Annotated in this window: 22 protein-coding genes; 13 read left to right on the forward strand and 9 right to left on the reverse strand. The window is 70.6% G+C overall.

What is annotated here, in order from left to right; genetic code table 11:
• Positions 1-68: 68 nt before the first annotated feature.
• A complete protein-coding gene (locus tag ACGF5U_RS22240; RefSeq protein ID WP_392711742.1) occupies positions 69-1,271 on the reverse strand; it encodes a phosphatidylserine/phosphatidylglycerophosphate/cardiolipin synthase family protein in 1,203 nt (400 codons plus the stop codon).
• Positions 1,272-1,360: 89 nt separating this feature from the next.
• Between ACGF5U_RS22240 and ACGF5U_RS22245 the strand changes: the two genes are divergently transcribed.
• Positions 1,361-2,023 (forward strand): DUF2165 domain-containing protein, encoded by a 663-nt coding sequence (locus tag ACGF5U_RS22245; RefSeq protein WP_392711743.1) that lies wholly within the window; start codon positions 1,361-1,363, stop codon positions 2,021-2,023.
• Between the two features lie 248 nt (positions 2,024-2,271).
• Here ACGF5U_RS22245 and ACGF5U_RS22250 read toward each other — a convergent pair whose 3' ends face one another.
• Complete coding sequence (locus tag ACGF5U_RS22250) at positions 2,272-2,529, reverse strand: WhiB family transcriptional regulator (protein ID WP_392711745.1); 258 nt, start codon at positions 2,527-2,529, stop codon at positions 2,272-2,274.
• Positions 2,530-2,793: 264 nt separating this feature from the next.
• On the opposite strand from ACGF5U_RS22250, the gene ACGF5U_RS22255 reads away from it, so the two are divergent.
• The 11 genes from ACGF5U_RS22255 (at position 2,794) to ACGF5U_RS22305 (ending at position 7,672) form a co-directional block, all read left to right on the forward strand.
• A complete protein-coding gene (locus ACGF5U_RS22255; RefSeq protein ID WP_392711746.1) occupies positions 2,794-3,072 on the forward strand; it encodes a GlsB/YeaQ/YmgE family stress response membrane protein in 279 nt (92 codons plus the stop codon).
• A gap of 51 nt (positions 3,073-3,123) precedes the next feature.
• Positions 3,124-3,387, forward strand: coding sequence for a gas vesicle protein (locus ACGF5U_RS22260; protein WP_392711748.1), 264 nt, complete (start codon positions 3,124-3,126; stop codon positions 3,385-3,387).
• 26 nt (positions 3,388-3,413) lie between these two features.
• Positions 3,414-3,791, forward strand: coding sequence for a gas vesicle protein GvpJ (gene gvpJ / locus ACGF5U_RS22265; RefSeq protein WP_392711750.1), 378 nt, complete (start codon positions 3,414-3,416; stop codon positions 3,789-3,791).
• Complete coding sequence (locus tag ACGF5U_RS22270; RefSeq protein ID WP_392711752.1) at positions 3,788-4,507, forward strand: GvpL/GvpF family gas vesicle protein; 720 nt, start codon at positions 3,788-3,790, stop codon at positions 4,505-4,507. The genes gvpJ and ACGF5U_RS22270 overlap by 4 nt, the downstream gene beginning before the upstream one ends.
• An 18-nt stretch (positions 4,508-4,525) precedes the next feature.
• Positions 4,526-4,762 carry a gas vesicle protein GvpG gene (locus ACGF5U_RS22275; RefSeq protein ID WP_392711753.1) on the forward strand — a complete coding sequence of 79 codons (237 nt, stop codon included), beginning with the start codon at positions 4,526-4,528 and terminating at the stop codon, positions 4,760-4,762.
• The gene (locus ACGF5U_RS22280) at positions 4,759-5,073 is read left to right on the forward strand and encodes a gas vesicle protein (RefSeq protein ID WP_392711754.1); all 315 of its coding nucleotides are present in this window, start codon (positions 4,759-4,761) and stop codon (positions 5,071-5,073) included. Before ACGF5U_RS22275 ends, ACGF5U_RS22280 begins: the two co-directional genes overlap by 4 nt.
• The gene (locus ACGF5U_RS22285; protein WP_392711755.1) at positions 5,070-5,924 is read left to right on the forward strand and encodes a GvpL/GvpF family gas vesicle protein; all 855 of its coding nucleotides are present in this window, start codon (positions 5,070-5,072) and stop codon (positions 5,922-5,924) included. Before ACGF5U_RS22280 ends, ACGF5U_RS22285 begins: the two co-directional genes overlap by 4 nt.
• Positions 5,921-6,115 (forward strand): gas vesicle protein, encoded by a 195-nt coding sequence (locus ACGF5U_RS22290; RefSeq protein WP_392711756.1) that lies wholly within the window; start codon positions 5,921-5,923, stop codon positions 6,113-6,115. Before ACGF5U_RS22285 ends, ACGF5U_RS22290 begins: the two co-directional genes overlap by 4 nt.
• The gene (locus ACGF5U_RS22295) at positions 6,112-6,387 is read left to right on the forward strand and encodes a gas vesicle protein K (RefSeq protein WP_392711757.1); all 276 of its coding nucleotides are present in this window, start codon (positions 6,112-6,114) and stop codon (positions 6,385-6,387) included. The genes ACGF5U_RS22290 and ACGF5U_RS22295 overlap by 4 nt, the downstream gene beginning before the upstream one ends.
• A gap of 206 nt (positions 6,388-6,593) precedes the next feature.
• On the forward strand, positions 6,594-6,845 hold the full coding sequence (locus ACGF5U_RS22300) for a hypothetical protein (RefSeq protein ID WP_392711758.1): 252 nt from the start codon (positions 6,594-6,596) through the stop codon (positions 6,843-6,845).
• Positions 6,842-7,672 (forward strand): matrixin family metalloprotease, encoded by an 831-nt coding sequence (locus tag ACGF5U_RS22305; protein ID WP_392711759.1) that lies wholly within the window; start codon positions 6,842-6,844, stop codon positions 7,670-7,672. The genes ACGF5U_RS22300 and ACGF5U_RS22305 overlap by 4 nt, the downstream gene beginning before the upstream one ends.
• A gap of 117 nt (positions 7,673-7,789) precedes the next feature.
• Here ACGF5U_RS22305 and ACGF5U_RS22310 read toward each other — a convergent pair whose 3' ends face one another.
• The 4 genes from ACGF5U_RS22310 to ACGF5U_RS22325 form a co-directional block, all read right to left on the reverse strand.
• Positions 7,790-8,464: a hypothetical protein gene (locus tag ACGF5U_RS22310; protein ID WP_392711760.1), complete on the reverse strand. Its 675-nt coding sequence runs from the start codon at positions 8,462-8,464 to the stop codon at positions 7,790-7,792.
• Positions 8,465-8,565: 101 nt separating this feature from the next.
• A complete protein-coding gene (locus ACGF5U_RS22315) occupies positions 8,566-9,234 on the reverse strand; it encodes a DUF6114 domain-containing protein (protein ID WP_392711761.1) in 669 nt (222 codons plus the stop codon).
• A 1-nt stretch (position 9,235) separates the two neighbouring features.
• On the reverse strand, positions 9,236-9,862 hold the full coding sequence (locus ACGF5U_RS22320; RefSeq protein ID WP_392711762.1) for a DUF6230 family protein: 627 nt from the start codon (positions 9,860-9,862) through the stop codon (positions 9,236-9,238).
• Between the two features lie 290 nt (positions 9,863-10,152).
• The gene (locus ACGF5U_RS22325; RefSeq protein ID WP_392711763.1) at positions 10,153-11,145 is read right to left on the reverse strand and encodes a MerR family transcriptional regulator; all 993 of its coding nucleotides are present in this window, start codon (positions 11,143-11,145) and stop codon (positions 10,153-10,155) included.
• Between the two features lie 187 nt (positions 11,146-11,332).
• Here ACGF5U_RS22325 and polX point away from each other — a divergent pair, with 187 nt between their 5' ends.
• Entirely contained in the window at positions 11,333-13,060 is a 1,728-nt protein-coding gene (gene polX, locus ACGF5U_RS22330; protein WP_392711764.1) for a DNA polymerase/3'-5' exonuclease PolX, read from the forward strand.
• A gap of 19 nt (positions 13,061-13,079) precedes the next feature.
• On the opposite strand, the gene ACGF5U_RS22335 is transcribed toward polX, so the two are convergent.
• From ACGF5U_RS22335 to ACGF5U_RS22345, 3 genes are all read right to left on the reverse strand, one after another.
• Positions 13,080-13,799, reverse strand: a complete 720-nt coding sequence (locus ACGF5U_RS22335) for a TetR/AcrR family transcriptional regulator (RefSeq protein WP_392711765.1) — start codon at positions 13,797-13,799, stop codon at positions 13,080-13,082.
• Between the two features lie 260 nt (positions 13,800-14,059).
• Positions 14,060-14,908, reverse strand: coding sequence for a carbohydrate ABC transporter permease (locus ACGF5U_RS22340; protein ID WP_392711766.1), 849 nt, complete (start codon positions 14,906-14,908; stop codon positions 14,060-14,062).
• Positions 14,905-15,882 carry a carbohydrate ABC transporter permease gene (locus ACGF5U_RS22345; RefSeq protein WP_392711767.1) on the reverse strand — a complete coding sequence of 326 codons (978 nt, stop codon included), beginning with the start codon at positions 15,880-15,882 and terminating at the stop codon, positions 14,905-14,907. Before ACGF5U_RS22345 ends, ACGF5U_RS22340 begins: the two co-directional genes overlap by 4 nt.
• Between the last annotated feature and the right edge of the window lie 252 nt (positions 15,883-16,134).

Genomic DNA, 16,134 nt, shown 5'->3' on the forward strand with positions numbered 1-16,134 from the left:
GTGAGGCGACGAGGTGAGGCGACATGGGAGGCGCCGAGGCTCCCCACGACGTCCGGGCGGGTCGGGAGTCAGCCGGTCAGGGTGGCCGTGCCGCGCATGGCGAGGAAGTTGGCGCGGTAGGCGTCGTGGACTCCGGCGTCCGCGATCCGCAGCATGGCCTCGTCGTTCTCCCGGAGCGAGGAGACGTCGAGGTTGTGGGATCCGGTGAACACCCACTTGCTGTCGGGACGGCCGGCGTAGACGCCCTCCACCAGCAGGTACTTGGAGTGGACGAAGAGGTCGTCGCCCTGCTCCTGCGGTGTGCCGTTGTCGAGCCGGAGCTTGTACGGCCTGATACGGGGGTGACCCCCGAGGGTACCGAGCTCGTCGGTCTCGTTGTAGACGACCTCGATCCAGCAGCCCTGATCCGCCAGCGACCGCAGCTTCTGGGCCACCGCCGCACGGTAGAAGGCGTACGCGGCGACGCGGACGACCGTCTTGTGGGAGGCGGACCCGACGGTCGTGCTGCCCGTGCAGGAGACGTTGTCGAGCACACTCACGATCAGGTCACCGCTCTGCTGCGGGAAGAAGTAGTACTTCTCGCTCCCCGTCGTGGTGCCCTGCCGGAAGTAGTCGGCGTCGCGGCGCTCGGCGGCGAGGTCGTTGAAGTACGCCGTGTACGCCGTGTACAGCTCGGTGTTGCCGACCGAGGTGTAGGCGTTGTTCCAGAACCGGGTGGTGTTCGCGGGGGTCTGGTTGGCGGAGGTCTGGATCACCACGTCCTCGGCGGCTCCCGGGTCGCCCACCCGGGAGAAGAGGAAGAACTTGTTGTGGTTGATGTGGTTCTTGTCCGCGTCGACCGTCACGTCCGCGATGCACGCCCGGTCCTTCGGGCAGATGTGCACCCAGGACGTCCGGGTCATGTCGGTACCGAGCGCGGACGTGAGCTGGGTCGCGGCGGCGGACGTGGAGTACGAGTGGTCCAGGACGACACGCACCTGGACACCGCGCGTGTGGGCGCGGCGCAGCGCGTCGCTGTAACCGGTGTCGGTCAGGGCGTACATGGCGGCCCGCAGCGTACGGCCGCTCTGGGTGTTGTCGATGGCCCCGATGATGTGGTTCTTGACCGCGTTCTGTTCGGCCTCGGTGCCCAGGGGGTTGTTGAAGACGGCGCCCGTGGTCGGCACCGCTGCCGTGTCCGCGGCGGCGGCGACCCCCGACGGAACGAGCAGGGTGCCCAAGAGGGCGCCGGCGAGCAGGGCGGTGGCCCATATGCGTCTGATGGCTCTCACTCCTCGATGTTGATCGTTGCTGCTGTGATCATGTGCACGATAGTCCGCGTCAGGTTTCGGAACGCCCCTGTGGTGAAAGCCTTGTTGGCGTGCCGGGACGGCACGGCGACGACGCGGCCGACCGGGGAGTGCGCATGGCGGACCAGGGGACGGGTGCCGGTGCGGGGAGCGCCGGTGCGGGGAGCGGCGCCCCGGCGCCCGGCGGAACGCGGCTCTCGGACGGCGTCCTCCGCTGGGGGACTCTGCCGGTGGCGGCCACCGTGCTGACCGGTGTCGTGGCGTTGTACATGGCGCTGGTCGCCTTCGGGAACATCACCGACTTCGGCACGAACCAGCAGTTCGTCCATCATGTCCTGGCCATGGACACGACGTTCAGGGATCCGCAGCTGATGTGGCGTGCGATCACGTCACCCGCGCTGCGGGACGCCGCGTACGTGGCCATCATCGTCTGGGAGACCCTCGCCGCCGTCGTGCTGCTCTTCGCCACCTGGCTGTGGATCGCGGGTCTGCGCGGTCGGGAGTACGGCCGGGCCCGTCGCGCGAGCACCGTCGGTCTGCTGATGGTCCTCGCCCTGTTCGGCGGGGGGTTCATGGCCATCGGAGGGGAGTGGTTCGCCATGTGGCAGTCCTCGGACTGGAACGGCCTGGACGCGGCGGCGCGCAATGTCGCGCTGGCCGCCTTCACGCTCGTGGTCGTCCATCTCCCCGGCATCCATCTCCACGGGGACGCCGCCACCACCCGGGAATCCTGAGCCGAGTGCCCTGAGCCGACCTGCCGGTGAGTCGACCGGCCGGTGAGTCGACCTGCCGGTGAGTCGACCGGCCAGTGAGCCGAGCGGCCGTTGAGTCGAGTGCCCGAGTGCCCGAGTGCCCGAGTGCCCGAGTGCCCGAGTGCCCGAGTGCCCGAGTGCCCGAGTGCCCGAGTGCCCGAGTGTCCGGGCGACCGAGTGTCCGTGCGTCGGCCGTCCGGTGCTCGTCCGGTGCTCCTCAGCCGACGGCGTCAGCCGACGGTGCTCCTGCGGGCGCGGGCCGCGCGCCGCCTCAGGGCGCGGCGCTCGTTCTCCCCGGTTCCGCCCCACACCCCGAAGTCCTGCCCTGTCCCGAGGGCCCACTCCAGGCACCGCTCCCTCACCGGGCAGCGTGCGCAGACCCGTTTCGCCTCCTCGGCCTGCATCAGGGCCGGGCCGCCGGTGCCGACGGGGAAGAACAGGTCCGGGTCCTCGTCGCGGCATGCGGCCGCCTGACGCCAGTCCTCCACGGGAGTCTCCTTCGCTCGTCTCGGTCGTGCGCGGCTCCGGAACGAACACCGCCGCACCGTCTGCGCCTCACCGTCGCCACCGCATTGAAACGTCCTCGCCCGTCGGCATGGACGAAAGTGCGCGAAACCGACACAGGGACACCGCTTTTGCGGTAGAGGCGCCGCGACGCCACGCCGACTCCCCCGGGGCGTCGCGGGTTTGAAATCGCCGAGAAGGCGCAGTCGGTGAGATGACCCGATCGCCGGAAGAGAGGTAGGAGCCTCATGGGCATCATCGCGTGGATCCTCATCGGCCTGTTCGCCGGTCTCATCGCCAAGGCGCTGCTGCCGGGCCGTGACCCGGGCGGCATCGTCATCACCGTGCTCATCGGTATCGCCGGTGGGCTCCTGGGGGGTTGGCTGGGCAAGGTCCTGTTCGGCGTCGACTCCATCGACGGCTTCTTCGACCTGTCCACCTGGGTCGCCGCCGTCGTGGGATCGGTCATCCTGCTCGCGGTCTACCGGCTGTTCGCCGGGACCAGGTCCTCGCGTCGGCACGCCTGACGGGCCGCCGCGAGGTTTGCGCGCCGGTGACGCGGCAACCCGGAGGCAGTCATGGCCAACGCATCCCACACCCTGCGCCTCGCCTGCGAGCAGCTCGCCCGACTCACCGGGCAGACCGCCGAGTCCGTGTCCTCGTTCCAACGGGACGAGCACGGATGGCGGTTGACCGTCGAGGTCCTCGAACTGCCCCGGGTGCCCGACACGACGAGCCTGCTCGCCTCGTACGAGGTGGAGCTCGACTCAGAGGGCGAGCTCACCGGCTACCGCCGGGTCCGCCGGTACCAGCGCGGCAGGGCCGACGACCGCGCCCGCTGACCACACGATCAGGGAGGCACCACACAATGACCGTCGCGACACGGACAGGCACGGGCGGCTCCGGCGGCTCCAGCGGCCTGTACGACGTCCTGGAACTCGTCCTCGACCGCGGGCTCGTCATCGACGCGTTCGTGCGCGTCTCGCTCGTCGGCATCGAGATCCTGAAGATCGACGTACGGGTCGTCGTCGCCAGCGTCGACACCTATCTGCGATTCGCCGAGGCGTGCAACCGGCTGGACCTGGAGGCCGGACCGCGCCACAGTCCCGGCCTGCCCGAGCTGGTCGACGACATGACCGAGTCCGGGGCCCGCGAGAAGACCAAGGGCGCGCTCCAGGGCGCGGCGCAGTCCGTCTCGGAGAGCCTCGGCCGGTCATCCTCCCGGAAGAAGGAGGCCGACAAGTGAGCACGTACGTCTACGGCATCGCGCGCGGCGGCCACCCCGGCCTCCCGGAGAAGACGGAAGGCGTCGGAGATCCGCCCCGCCCCGTCCGGGTCCTCACTCACGGAGGGCTCGCCGCGCTGGTGAGCGACGCACCCGACGACCTGCGCCCTAAGCGGCGCGACCTGCTCGCCCACCAGGACGTGCTCGCCGAAGCCGCAGCGGGCGGCACCGTGCTGCCGATGCGGTTCGGAGGCGTCTCCGCCGACGACGACGCCGTACTCGCCGTCCTCCGGGACCGTGAGGCGCACTACCTGGAACGGCTCGACACCCTGGCCGACAAGGTCGAGTACAACGTGAAGGCCTTCCACGACGAGGAGGCCGTCCTGCACCGGGTCCTCATCGACAACCCCGAGCTGCGGGCGCTCAGCCAGGACAACCGGGCCGCCGACGGCGGTACGTACGAGGAGAGGCTCGCCCTCGGGGAGCGCGTCGTCGCCGCCGTATGCCACCGTGAGGCGCGCGACGCGGGGCTCGTACGGGAGGCGCTGGAACCGGCGGCCGTCGACTGCCGCCCCGCGCCGGAGGGCACCGGCCCGCCGGTGAACCTGTCGTTCCTCGTCGAACGCGGGCGTGCCGGGCGGTTCACCGCCGCTGTCGACGCGCTCGGGCAGGACCACGGCCACCTCGTCATACGGGTGAACGGGCCGCTCCCGCCGTACAGCTTCGCGGAGGAGTGAGGGGCGGGGGAGAACGGCATGGGCCTGCTGGCAGAGCTGCTCCTGCTGCCCGCCGCACCCCTGCGCGGCACCGGATGGGTGCTGCGCCAGGTGGTCGCCGAGGCGGAGCGGCAGTACTACGACCCCGCCACCGTGCACCGCGAACTCGCCCGCCTCGCCGAGCGGCTGGACGCGGGGGAGATCGACGAGGCCACGTTCGACCGCCAGGAGGACGAGCTCCTCGCCCGACTGGAGAAGGGCACCCGACAGCCATGACCACCCCCGGCCGCCTGCCCGCCCCGTACGCGTCCGACGGCGGCGGCGCCAACCTCGCCGACATCCTCGAACGTGTCCTGGACAAGGGCGTCGTCATCGCAGGCGACATCAGGATCAACCTGCTCGACATCGAGCTGCTGACCATCAAGCTGCGCCTCGTCGTCGCCTCCGTCGACCGTGCCAAGGAGATGGGCATCGACTGGTGGGAGAGCGACCCGGCGCTCTCCTCCCGCGCCCACCACCACGAGCTGGCGCGGGAGAACGACGAACTGCGGCGGCACATCGCCGAGTTGGAGGAGCGGACGACATGACGACCCCCACCTCACCCCTGCGGTACGTGTACGCCGTGTGCCGCCCGTTCGACGGTCTTCCGCCCGACGGGGCCCAGGGCATCGCCGGTGAACCGCCCCGGCTGCTCCGCCACCACGACCTGGTCGCCGTGGTGGACGCCGTTCCGGCGGAGGACTTCGACGAGGGCCCGCTGCGCGCCCGTATGGAGGACCTGGACTGGCTGGCCGCCACCGCCCGCGCCCACGACGCGGTGCTGGCCGCGCTCGGCACGGTCACCTCCCCGCTGCCGTTGCGGCTGGCCACGGTGTGCCGCGACGACAGCGGGGTGCGGCGGCTCATGGAGGAGGGCCACGACCGGTTCGTACGCGCGCTGGACCGGCTCGACGGCCGGGTGGAGTGGGGCGTGAAGGTGTACGCGGAACCCGCGCCCGCCCGCCGACCCTCCGACGCCCCCCGCCCGGACGGCAGCCCGACCCCGGAGACCCCGCGCCGGGACGGCAGCCGGACCCCCGACGCCCCGCAGCCGGGATCCGCGGCCACCGCGCGCGACGGGCGGGAGTACCTGCGCCGGCGGATCCAGGAGCGTCAGGGCCGTGCGGCCAGACTGCGGCGCGCCGAGGACATGTGCCGTGGCCTGCACGACCGCCTCTCCGCGTACGCGGAGGCCGGGGCGGTCCATCCGCCACAGGACCCCCGCCTGTCGGGCACGGACGCGGTCAACGTCCTGAACGCCGCCTATCTCGTCGGCCGCGAGCACGGCGAGGAGTTCGTGGCGCTCGTGCGGGGAGCATCCCAGGAGGGCGTGCGCGTCGAGCTCACGGGCCCGTGGGCGCCGTACTCGTTCGCCGGGATCGCGGAGGGCGACGCGTGAGCGGGGGCTATGTGGGGGACCGCCGGGTGGCCCTGGTCGACCTGCTGGACCGGCTGCTGGCCGGCGGGGTCGTCATCAGCGGCGACCTGACGCTGAGCATCGCCGACGTCGATCTCGTACGCGTCGACCTGAAGGCCCTGGTCAGCTCGGTGGGCGCGGGGGTTCCCGCTCCGTGGGGCCGTGCGTCGTGAGCGGTGGCGGCCGCCGGGTCGAGCTGGATCCCGACACCGTCGAGCGGGACCTCGCCTGCCTGGTCCTCACGGTGGTCGAGCTGCTGCGGCAGCTCATGGAGCGGCAGGCGCTGCGCCGTGTCGAGAGCGGGGAGCTGACGTCGGAGCAGGAAGAGCGGATCGGTCTGACCCTGATGCTGCTGGAGGACCGGATGGAGGTCCTGCGGAGCAGGTTCGGGCTCGCCCCTGAGGACCTCAACATCGACCTGGGGCCGCTGGGGCCGCTGCTCTGACGGACGGCGGAACGCGGGCCGGCGCCCCTGCGCGCCGGCCCGGCGTGATGTCACCCGAACGGTCTAACAGTGATGGCCGGCGGTCCACGGGGCCCCGACCATGGAGAGGGACGCGCGCGACCGCGCGGTGCGGCGCCCCGCGGAGGGGCCGCACAACGGGTACATCATGCGCACGGGAGCGGCGAGTGCCCCACGACGATGACCGAGTGCCCCATGAGGACGACGCGGGACGGCAGCGGACCGCTGAGAGCGTGCTGCTGGAGCGGCATCCCGGAGTACGGGAGTACGTCGAGTCACTGCCGGACTTCACCACCTGGATGGAACGGTTCCGGCCTCTCGACATCGACGGCGAGTCGCTCTATGCCGCCCGGGGCGACCAGCTCATGGATCGCGACCAGATGGTGGTCGAGTGGGTACGACTGTTCCGCCCCGACCTGTTGGGAGAGGACGCGAAATGACCGGTGTACAGGGCGTACCTGGCGGGGCGTGGCCGGAGATGACCATCGACGGTCAGGTCTTCTACCGGGTAGAGGGCGACATCCTTCTCGATCCCGACGAAGCCGAGCTCTACCGAGAGGCGCTGCGGGCCCAGGAAGCCCAACGCGAGGCCGCCCGGATCATGGAGCGGAGCGGCTTCGGCGAGGTGATCAGCCCGGAATTCGGGCAGCAGGGTGGTGCGCGACTCGTCGGCATCGTCCAGAACGGAAAGATCGTCCGCTGGGACCCGGGTACGGTCCTGAAGTACTGCGTCCTGCGCCAGACGTTCCCGAAGGACAGCTGGTACCGGGACGTCGTGGAGAACATGCGGAAGGCCACCGACGACTGGTCGGCGACCTGCGGAGTGCAGTTCGAGCACGTCTCGTCGGCCGACGAGAGCGACTCCCTCCGGCCGCCGGAGGTGACCTTCCCGGTACGGCACATCGACGCCCAGGGCCAGTTCATCGCCGCCGCGTTCTTCCCGAACGATCCGGTCTCACGGCGACGGATCTTCATCGATCCCTCGTACCACAGCACCGGCTTCGACCCTGTGGGCGTCCTGCGCCACGAACTCGGCCATGCCCTCGGCTTCCGGCACGAGCACATCCGCTCCGGCGCGCCCGCGCTCTGCCCGGACGAATCGGCGTCCGGGACCGTGGACCTCACCCTCTACGACCCCCAGTCGGTCATGCACTACTTCTGCGGCGGCGTCGGATCACTCAGCCTCGCCATCTCGGAGCAGGACCGCATCGGTGCCCAACTGGTCTACGGGCCGCCGCTGTCGACGTTCCACCTCCTCGCCGCCTAGGAGGAGGAGACGGCGGCCGGAAGCGGTGACGGCCGGACACGTCACGGCCGGACGCGGTGACGATCGGACCCGTTGCGGCCGGACCCGGTGACGGGTCCGGCCGCACGGATGTGGCGGTCAGCCGGAGACGGTGATCTGCTGTGCCGGGTCGGTCGTGTCGGTCACCACGTACGTGGCCGAGAACGACGAGGACGTCGCGCTGGTCGGGCAGCCGAACCCGCCCACGACCTTGACGGGTACGGCGGCGTTGGCGAAGGCCAGCGAGGACGGCGCGCCGTTGGTCCAGGTGCCGCTGGTGGACGCCGGAGCGGTCGGTGCCGCCGTGACGGTGCAGCTCGCGAGGCCGGAGGTGGAGACGACCAGCCCGCCCGCCGGGATGGCGAACGACGCCACGACCGGTAAGCCGTGCTGCATCGACACGGTCCACGAACCGCTCGTGGAGACGGTGGCGCTGACACCCGGCATGCTCGTGGTGCAGGAGCTGAACGTCGGCGGAGTGATGGCGCTGACCACCGGTCCGGCCGGGTTGTGGTTGCCGGGCGACGCCGGGACCGTACCGCTCGACGAGGAGACGGAACAGGTCACGGTCACCGCACCGGCCTTGAGGGTGGCCTTGCCGCTCAGCTTCGCGCTGAAGGCGTGGCCGGCCGGGGTGACTGTGGTGGAGCCGTTGGCCGCCGGGGCGGACTGGGCGGCGGCGGTCGCGGTGCCGGTGAGCGCCAGGGCGCCGGCCGCGGTCAGGCCGGCCCCGATGGCGAGGGCTTTGCGGGCGGCTGAGTTGCGGGTTGCCATGTGATGTTCTCCTTCGGGAAGCGTGACGGGTGTCACGGGCGGGGTGTGGGGGGCCCGAATCGGTCATCTGTGAGGAGCGTGGGCCGATGGGCGGCCCGGTTTCAGCGGTCCGAGGCGGTTCGAGTCGGGGCCGGTTCGGCCCGCTCGGCCGGTTCGGCCGGTTCGGCCTGGTGGGTCGGTTCGGCCTGGTGGGCCTGGTGGGCCTGGTCGGCCGGGTCGGCCTGGTGGGTCGGTTCGGCCTGGTGGGCCTGGTCGGCCGGGTCGGTCGGGTCGGCCTGGTCGGTCGGGTCGGCGGCGCCGGGCGGTGCGGGTGCGTGCGGCCTCCAGGCGAACGTCATCGCGCCTCCGACGATGCCGAGGAGGGTGCCGAGCAGGAAGCCGCCCAGGTTCGACATGACCAGCGCGGCCGCGGCGATCAAGGTCGTGACGAGGCCGGCCATGGAGCGGTACTGGGGAGCCACCCACACCGAGACGCCTAGCATGATCATGACAAGCCCAAGCAGGATGGAGGGGACCCCCGCGACGCCCTGATGGAGCATCACCTTCAGTGGCGCGAGCGGGATGGCGCAGATCTCCGCCCCGGCCAGGACGGTGATCAGCCCGCCCCAGAAGGGCCGGCTCCTGCGCCAGCGCCGCCAAGCGGACCGCGGCCCGCGCCTGCCGATGGCGGGCGTGCGGGTCGGTGGGAGTGGTGCGGGAGCGGGACGTGCGGAGGTGTGTTCCGCCAGGTCGCCCTTCGGCGGCGGCGGCCGGTCCACCGGTGACGGCATGTCAGAAGCATTCCTTCTTGCCCTTGGTGATCTTCATGTTCAGGCCGGAGAGCTTGAACGTGCCCGCGTTCGTCGCCCACGCCACCTGCTTCAGACCGGTGATGCGCACGTCGTCGGCCTGCTGGCCGAACAGGTCCTGCATCCCCTGCGCACCGTCGGGCCCCTTGTCGAGGGTGGAGGCGTCCCGGCCGATCTCGATGTTGTTGAAGTCGGCGTCGCCCGACAACTGCGTGGCGTCCACGAAGAGGTCCGTGGCCACCACCGGCCTCTTCCCGCCCGCCGTCAGGTTGAGGGAGATGTCGCCGACGATCGGCAGCGACGTGACGACCGACTGGCAGAGGTTGTTCAGTTCGGCCCGCCGGATCGCGGTGACGGCCACCGGCAGGAGTTCCTCGCGGGCGTTGGTGTCGAAACTTCCGTACTGGACGAACCCCTCGCCGGTCAGGCTGTCCGCCGACACCTTGAACTGCTGGCCGGAGACGGCGAAGGAGGCCGCGAGGGCTCCGCTCGCCAGGCCGACTCCCAGCGCCGCGGTGAGGCCGACGGCGGGTAAGGAAAGGAGCGCGAAACGCTTCCAGTCGATGCGGCCGGTGATGTCGTCCGCATCATCGATATGAGACTTTCTCATGAAATATCCCCTCTCTTGGAGTGTGCGGTCACCCGGTGGCCGTTGAGCACGGGTGCTCGATGGAGCTCGCACACGCGCGACCCGCCGGAGACGGCGAAGCGCACCTCGGGTCATCGGGGGGATCCTGCGCGCGGGCAGGCCGACGAACGAGGCGGTGCGCGGGAAGGTGAGCGGAGAGCGACCGCGGGACGGTGAGGCGTGTGCCGACCGTACTCGCGAGTGTTACCGACGGGTTGAATGTAAGAGTGCCAGTCGCCATTGGCAAGGTTGGCGGACGGCGGTTTTTCGGTCTACTCCCCGGGCGCTGTCCACTTTCCCGGCGCGGTCTGCTCCCCGGGTGCGGTCTGCCTCCCGGACGCGCTCTGCTCAGCGGGTGCGTTCTGCTCAGCGGGTGCGTTCTGCTCTCCGGGCCTGGTCTGCTCCGGCCTGGTCTGCTCCGGCCCGGTCGGCTCTCCGGGCCGTACGGGGGTGGGCCCGGTGGGACCGTCCGGCCCCTTCGCCCCGCGCAGCCACACCGCCAGCTCCGCGTCCACCCGCTCGGCCATCGCCCTGGCGAACTCGGACGCCACGACCTCCCCGGCGAGCGGCCGGAGAGCCGTCACGGCGTCGGTGATCCGCTGGACGTCGTCGGACGTCAATTCCTCCAGGTCCCGGCCCGCGAGCACATAACGGCGGAAGAGCGCGACGAACCGGTCCGCGACGGCGGCGGCCTGACTCTGCACGAACGCGCCGGCGTCGAGGATCTCCGCGACCGGAAACCCCTGGCCCACCAGGACCGCCGTCGCGTCGAGCAGGCGTCGGCTGACATGCGTCACCGTGTCGCCGTCGACCCGCAGGTAGCCGAGCTCCTCGGCTCGCCGCGTGTCCTGGGCCGTGCCTGCGGTACCGACCAGCCAGGCCAGTTCGGAGAGCGGCAGCGTGACCGGTTCCTCCTGGACCCAGTCACGCGTCATCACCCGTTCGAGCCCGAGCAGCCCCGCGATTCCGCTGCCCTGTTCCCACGCCCGCAGCAGCTCACCGATGCCGTTCACGGTGTACCCGCGGCCCAGCAGATCGTCGATGAGCCGCAGCCGGGTCACATGGTCGTCGGAGTACCAGGCGATCCGGCCCTCCCGCTCGGGCGGCGGCAGCAGTCCCCGCTCCTGGTAGTAGCGGAGGTTGCGCACCTTCACCCCGGCGGCCCGGGCCAACTCCTCGCGCCGGTACCGCTTCCCCCGGCCCCGCCCCTCTTCCCCCGGCCCCGTTCGTCCCTGGTCATCCGGCTCCACGCCCCGTCCGCTCACCCGCGCGAGTCTAGGTCGTGTCGGCGGAACATGCGGGAAAGCGCAACCGGCTCCGATGCCACCATGATCCGCCGGACACTCCCGGGCCGTTACCGTCCCGTACCGGCGCTCCCGCCGCACTGCGGGGCCCACCTGGCCGGGCGGCCGTGACCTCGTGCCCGACGGCCGCGCGGAGCATCCTGGAACCATGGTCCGAGTCAACGAGGAGGTCGGGGCCCTGCTCCAGGAGTACGCCGACCTCATCGCGATCACCGGCGGCGACGCCTTCAAGTCGCGTGCGTACGAGAAGGCGGCCCGCGCGGTCGCCGGGCACCACGCGGACGTGTCGAAGCTGGACGCCAAGGAGCTGCGGGACATCCCCAACGTGGGCAGGTCCATCGCGGACAAGATCGTGGAGTTCCTCCGGTCCGGCCATGTGTCCGCCATCGAGGAGCGCCGGGAGCGGATCCCCGCCGGGGTACGGGAGCTGGTCTCCATTCCGATGCTCGGGCCCAAGAAGGCCCTGGTCCTCTACGAGGAGCTGGGCGTCTCCTCCGTGGACCAGCTGCTCGACGCCATCCATGAGGAACGGCTGCGCGACCTCAGGGGCTTCGGCGAGAAGACCGAGGCGAACATCCTCCACGGCATCTCCCTGATGCGGAAGGCAGGCGACCGCATCCTCCTGGACTCCGCCATGGACACCGCGGAGCAGATCGTCGCCGAGCTGTCCCGGATCACCGGCTGCGAACGCTGCGAGTACGCCGGGTCCCTGCGCCGGATGCGGGAGACGATCGGGGACATCGACGTCCTGGTGGCCGCCGAACGCTCGGCCCCGTTCATGGACGCCCTCGGCAGCCTCCCGTACACCGCCGAGATCATCGCGCACGGTGCGAAGAAGACGTCGATACGGACCACCAAGGGCCTCCAGATCGACGTACGGGTCCTTCCCCCCGACTCCTGGGGAGCCGGACTCCTGTACTTCACCGGGTCCAAGGCGCACAACATCCGCACCCGCGAGATCGCCGTACGCCACAAGCTCAAGCTCTCCGAGTACGGCCTCTTCCACGCCGAGAGCGGCCGGAAGATCGCCTCCGAGACGGAGGAGGACATCTACGCCCGCCTCGGCCTGCCCTGGATCCCGCCCACCCTGCGCGAGGACCGGGGCGAGATCGCCGCCGGACTGCGCGGGGAGGTCCCCGACCTGGTGGAGGAGAGCGACATCAGGGGCGACCTGCACACCCACACCGACCTGACCGACGGTCTCGCCCCGCTCGACGACATGGTCGCCGCGGCCGCCGCGCGCGGCTACGTCTACTACGCGGTCACCGACCACGCGCCCGACCTCGCCATGCAGCGCATGACCGAGGAGAAGATCCTCGCGCAGCGTGAGCACCTGCGCGCACTCGACCGCGGGCACCGGGGGATGCGGCTGCTGCACGGAACGGAACTCAACATCGGTCCCGAGGGCGGCCTGGACTGGCCGGACGAGTTCCTCGCCGGATTCGACCTCTGCGTGGCCTCGGTGCACTCGCACTTCCAGCAGAGCCGGCAGCAGCTGACCCGCCGTCTGCTGCTCGCCTGCGAGAACCCGTACGTCGCCGTCATCGGGCACCCCACCACCCGCATGCTCGGCAGACGCCCCGGCATCGACGCCGACTTCGACGCGGTCTTCGAGGCATGCGCCCGCACCGGCACCGCCCTCGAGATCAACGCCCACCCGAACCGGCTCGACCTGTGCGACGAGGACATCCTGCGGGCGAAACGGTACGGCGTGAAGTTCTCGGTGAACTCCGACGCACACGCCGTCACGCACCTGCCGTACCTGCGCTACGGAGTCGGCACCGCACAGCGCGGCTGGCTGACGAAGGACGACGTCATCAACGCCTGGCCCCTGGGGAGGCTGCGCCGGTTCCTGCGCGGCAGGCGTCCGGGATGATCCGGAGCCGGTCTCCTCCTCAGACGGCCGGGATCTGGGGCGAGGCGGGCAGCAGCGACGCGTCCGTGGCCACGTCGCGCAGGCGCCGGAGGACGCCCCTGGCGGCCATGTCGTAACAGGCGACGTCGTCGTGCAGGACGGACGCGGCGTTGGCCGCCTCCAGCAGCGCGACGATCTCGAAGACCAGCTGCGGGACGTCCGCGGCCTCCTCGACCTCTCCCGCCTCCCGCGCGTCCCGAACGGTCTGTTCCAGGAAGGCCACCCAGTCGGTACGGGCGGCGGCGACCGTGTCGTGGAGCCTGCCCTCGCGGGCGTCGTACTCGGCCGAGACCGTGGCGAAGAAGCAGCCGCCGGGGAAGACCCGCTCCCTGGAGTACGCGATCCAGGACGTGCACACATGCCACAGCCGCCCCAGCCCCGGCGGGAGCTCGCCGGCCGGGCGCACCACGTGGTCGACGTAGATCCGGGCGGCGGCGCGGATGGTGGCGAGCTGAAGGTCCTCCTTGGAACCGAACAGGGCGAACACCCCGCTCTTGCTGAGGTCCAGCTCGCTCGCCAGCCGTCCGAGCGACAGCCCGTCCAGGCCCTCGACGGAGGCGATGGCCACGCTGCGTTCGAGGATCAGCCGCCGGGTCTGGTTGCCGCGCTCGACGCGCCCGTCGGTACGGTCGGCGGTGCGCCTGCCGGCACGGCCGTCCGTACGGCCGGCGGTGTGCCTGTCGCCGCGTGCCGGAGTCATCCCGTCTCCTCGCTCGTCGTCCCGGGGACCACGCGCCCACTGTACTGAGTAGGCGGACGACCGTGCGGTCAGTGCTCCGACACGAAGTCCAGGACGGTGCGCACGACGTCGGTGTCGCTCAGGATCCGGTGGTGCCCCAGGCCCTTCGTGGCCGAAATAAAAACACGAACGATCGTGCAGTTACATGGGGGGGTGGCGTCACCCCGCCGCCCACGGCGGGCGCCGTCGGCGTCACCCTCACCCGGCTGCGGCTCCGGGTGTCACTTCACCGCGCCCTGCGCGAAACCGTTGTAGATGTAGCGCTGCAGGAACAGGAAGACGACCAGCGTCGGGACGATCACGAGGATCGCTCCCGCCGAGATGTGCTCCCAGTGCGCCCCGAACGGGCCCTTGAAGCGGAACAGGGCGGTGGAGATCGTGCCGAGTTCCTGGGACGGCATGTAGAGGAAGGGGATGTAGAAGTCGTTGTAGACGGTGATGCCCTTGATGATGACGACCGTGGCCACGGCCGGCTTCAGCAGCGGAAGAATGATCTTCCGGTAGATCGTGAACGCGTTGGCGCCGTCGAGTCGGGCGGCCTCGTCGAGCGAGACCGGGATGGACCGGACGAACTGCAGGAAGATGTAGATCGAGACGATGTCCGTGCCCGTGTAGAGCAGGATCGGGGCCCACCGGGTGTCGAACAGCCCGAAGCCGTTAACCACCTGGAACGTGGCGACCTGGGTCGTGACACCGGGCACCAGGGTGGCGATGAGGAACAGCGCCATGACGAGCTTCTTCGCCCTGAAGCGGAACCGGTCGATCGCGTAGGCGGTCATCGAGCCGATGAGGACGGTGCCGGTGATCGAGAAGAGCAGGATGAACGCGGTGTTCCCGAACGCCGTGAGCATCCGCCCGTCCGAGAACGCGGTCGCGTAGTTGTCGAGGTTCAGCCAGTTCCCGGGCAGGGACAGCGCGCCGCCGTCCGCGACCTCGCCGGCCGTCTTGAGCGAGGTCAGGAACACGACCACGAGAGGGACGAGGACGACGAGCGAGGCGGCGATCAGCGAGGCGTAGATGAGGGTCGGGCCGATCCAGGCCCGGCGTCGGGAGGGCGGGGCGGCGGTCATACGAGCTCCACTTTCTCGTCGGGCACGAGGCGGCGCTGGATCCAGGTGATCAGGAGGATGATCAGGAGCAGGACGACCGCGGCGGCCGAGGCCAGCCCCGTCTTGTTGAACTGGAAGGCGAGCTTCACCGTCTGGATGACGAAGGTGGACGTACCGGTCGCGCCGCCCGTCATGATGTACGGGATCTCGAAGACGGCGAGGGACCCCGAGATCGCCAGGATGACGCTCAGGCTCAGTACGGGCCTGATGCCCGGGGCGATGATGTGCCGGAACCGCTGCCACGCGCTCGCCCCGTCGAGCTGCGCCGCTTCGTAGAGCTCGCCGGGGATCGACTGGATCGCGCCGAGGAACAGGACGAAGTTCAGTCCGGTGAAGCGCCACACGGACACCCCCGCGAGGGAGGTGTTCGCCGACGCCGGGTCGCCGAGCCAGGCGTGGCCGGTGTCGGCGCCGAACAGGGACAGGACGGAGTCCAGGGTTCCGCCGTCCTGGAAGAAGTACAGGAAGACGAAGCCGATCGCGACGCCGTTGATGAGGTAGGGGAAGAACAGGATTCCCTTGAAGAAGTCGCGGAAGCGGACCTGGAAACTGAGAACGGTCGCGAAGTACAGCGCTGCCGCGATCTGCACGGCGGACGCCGCGAGGTAGTAGAGGCTGACCAAGAACACCCGGAACAGCTCGGGCCTGGTCAGGATCTGGACGTAGTTGTCGACGCCCGTGAGGTTCCGGTCCGGGCTGATGCCGTCCCAGTCGGTGAAGCTGTAATAGATCATGTTCGCCACGGGGACGTAGGTGAACGTGACCAGCAGGACCAGGGGAACCGCCAGGAAGAGCCACGGGGTGGCCCGGCTGAGGGATCCCCGGAGCCGGGAGCTCCCCGGCCGGTCGGGCGCTGTGCGCCCCGCCGTCCTGCCGGGCGGCGGGGCGGGGTTCCGCGACGGGGCCGCGGTCGCCGTGTGGGTCGTCTCGGTCATGTCGGCCTTTCGTCGTCCGCTGGTGGGGCCGTGGGTGGATACGAGGCGCCGGGGCGCGACCGTCGACACGCCCTGCCCCGGCCCTGGCGGGTTCACCGGTGTGCGTCCGCTGGTACGCCCCCGCTCGGAGGCGCCTGTTCGTCCGCTCCCGGTTCGTCCGCGCCCGTTCGTCCGTGCCTGGTCGTCCGCTCCCCGCTCGTACGCGCCCGCTCGTGCGCGTTCGTCTGCCGAGTGCCGAGTGCCGCCCGCGAC

Origin of the sequence: Streptomyces sp. NPDC047886 (assembly GCF_043204435.1) — a bacterium.
Lineage (GTDB): Bacteria > Actinomycetota > Actinomycetes > Streptomycetales > Streptomycetaceae > Streptomyces.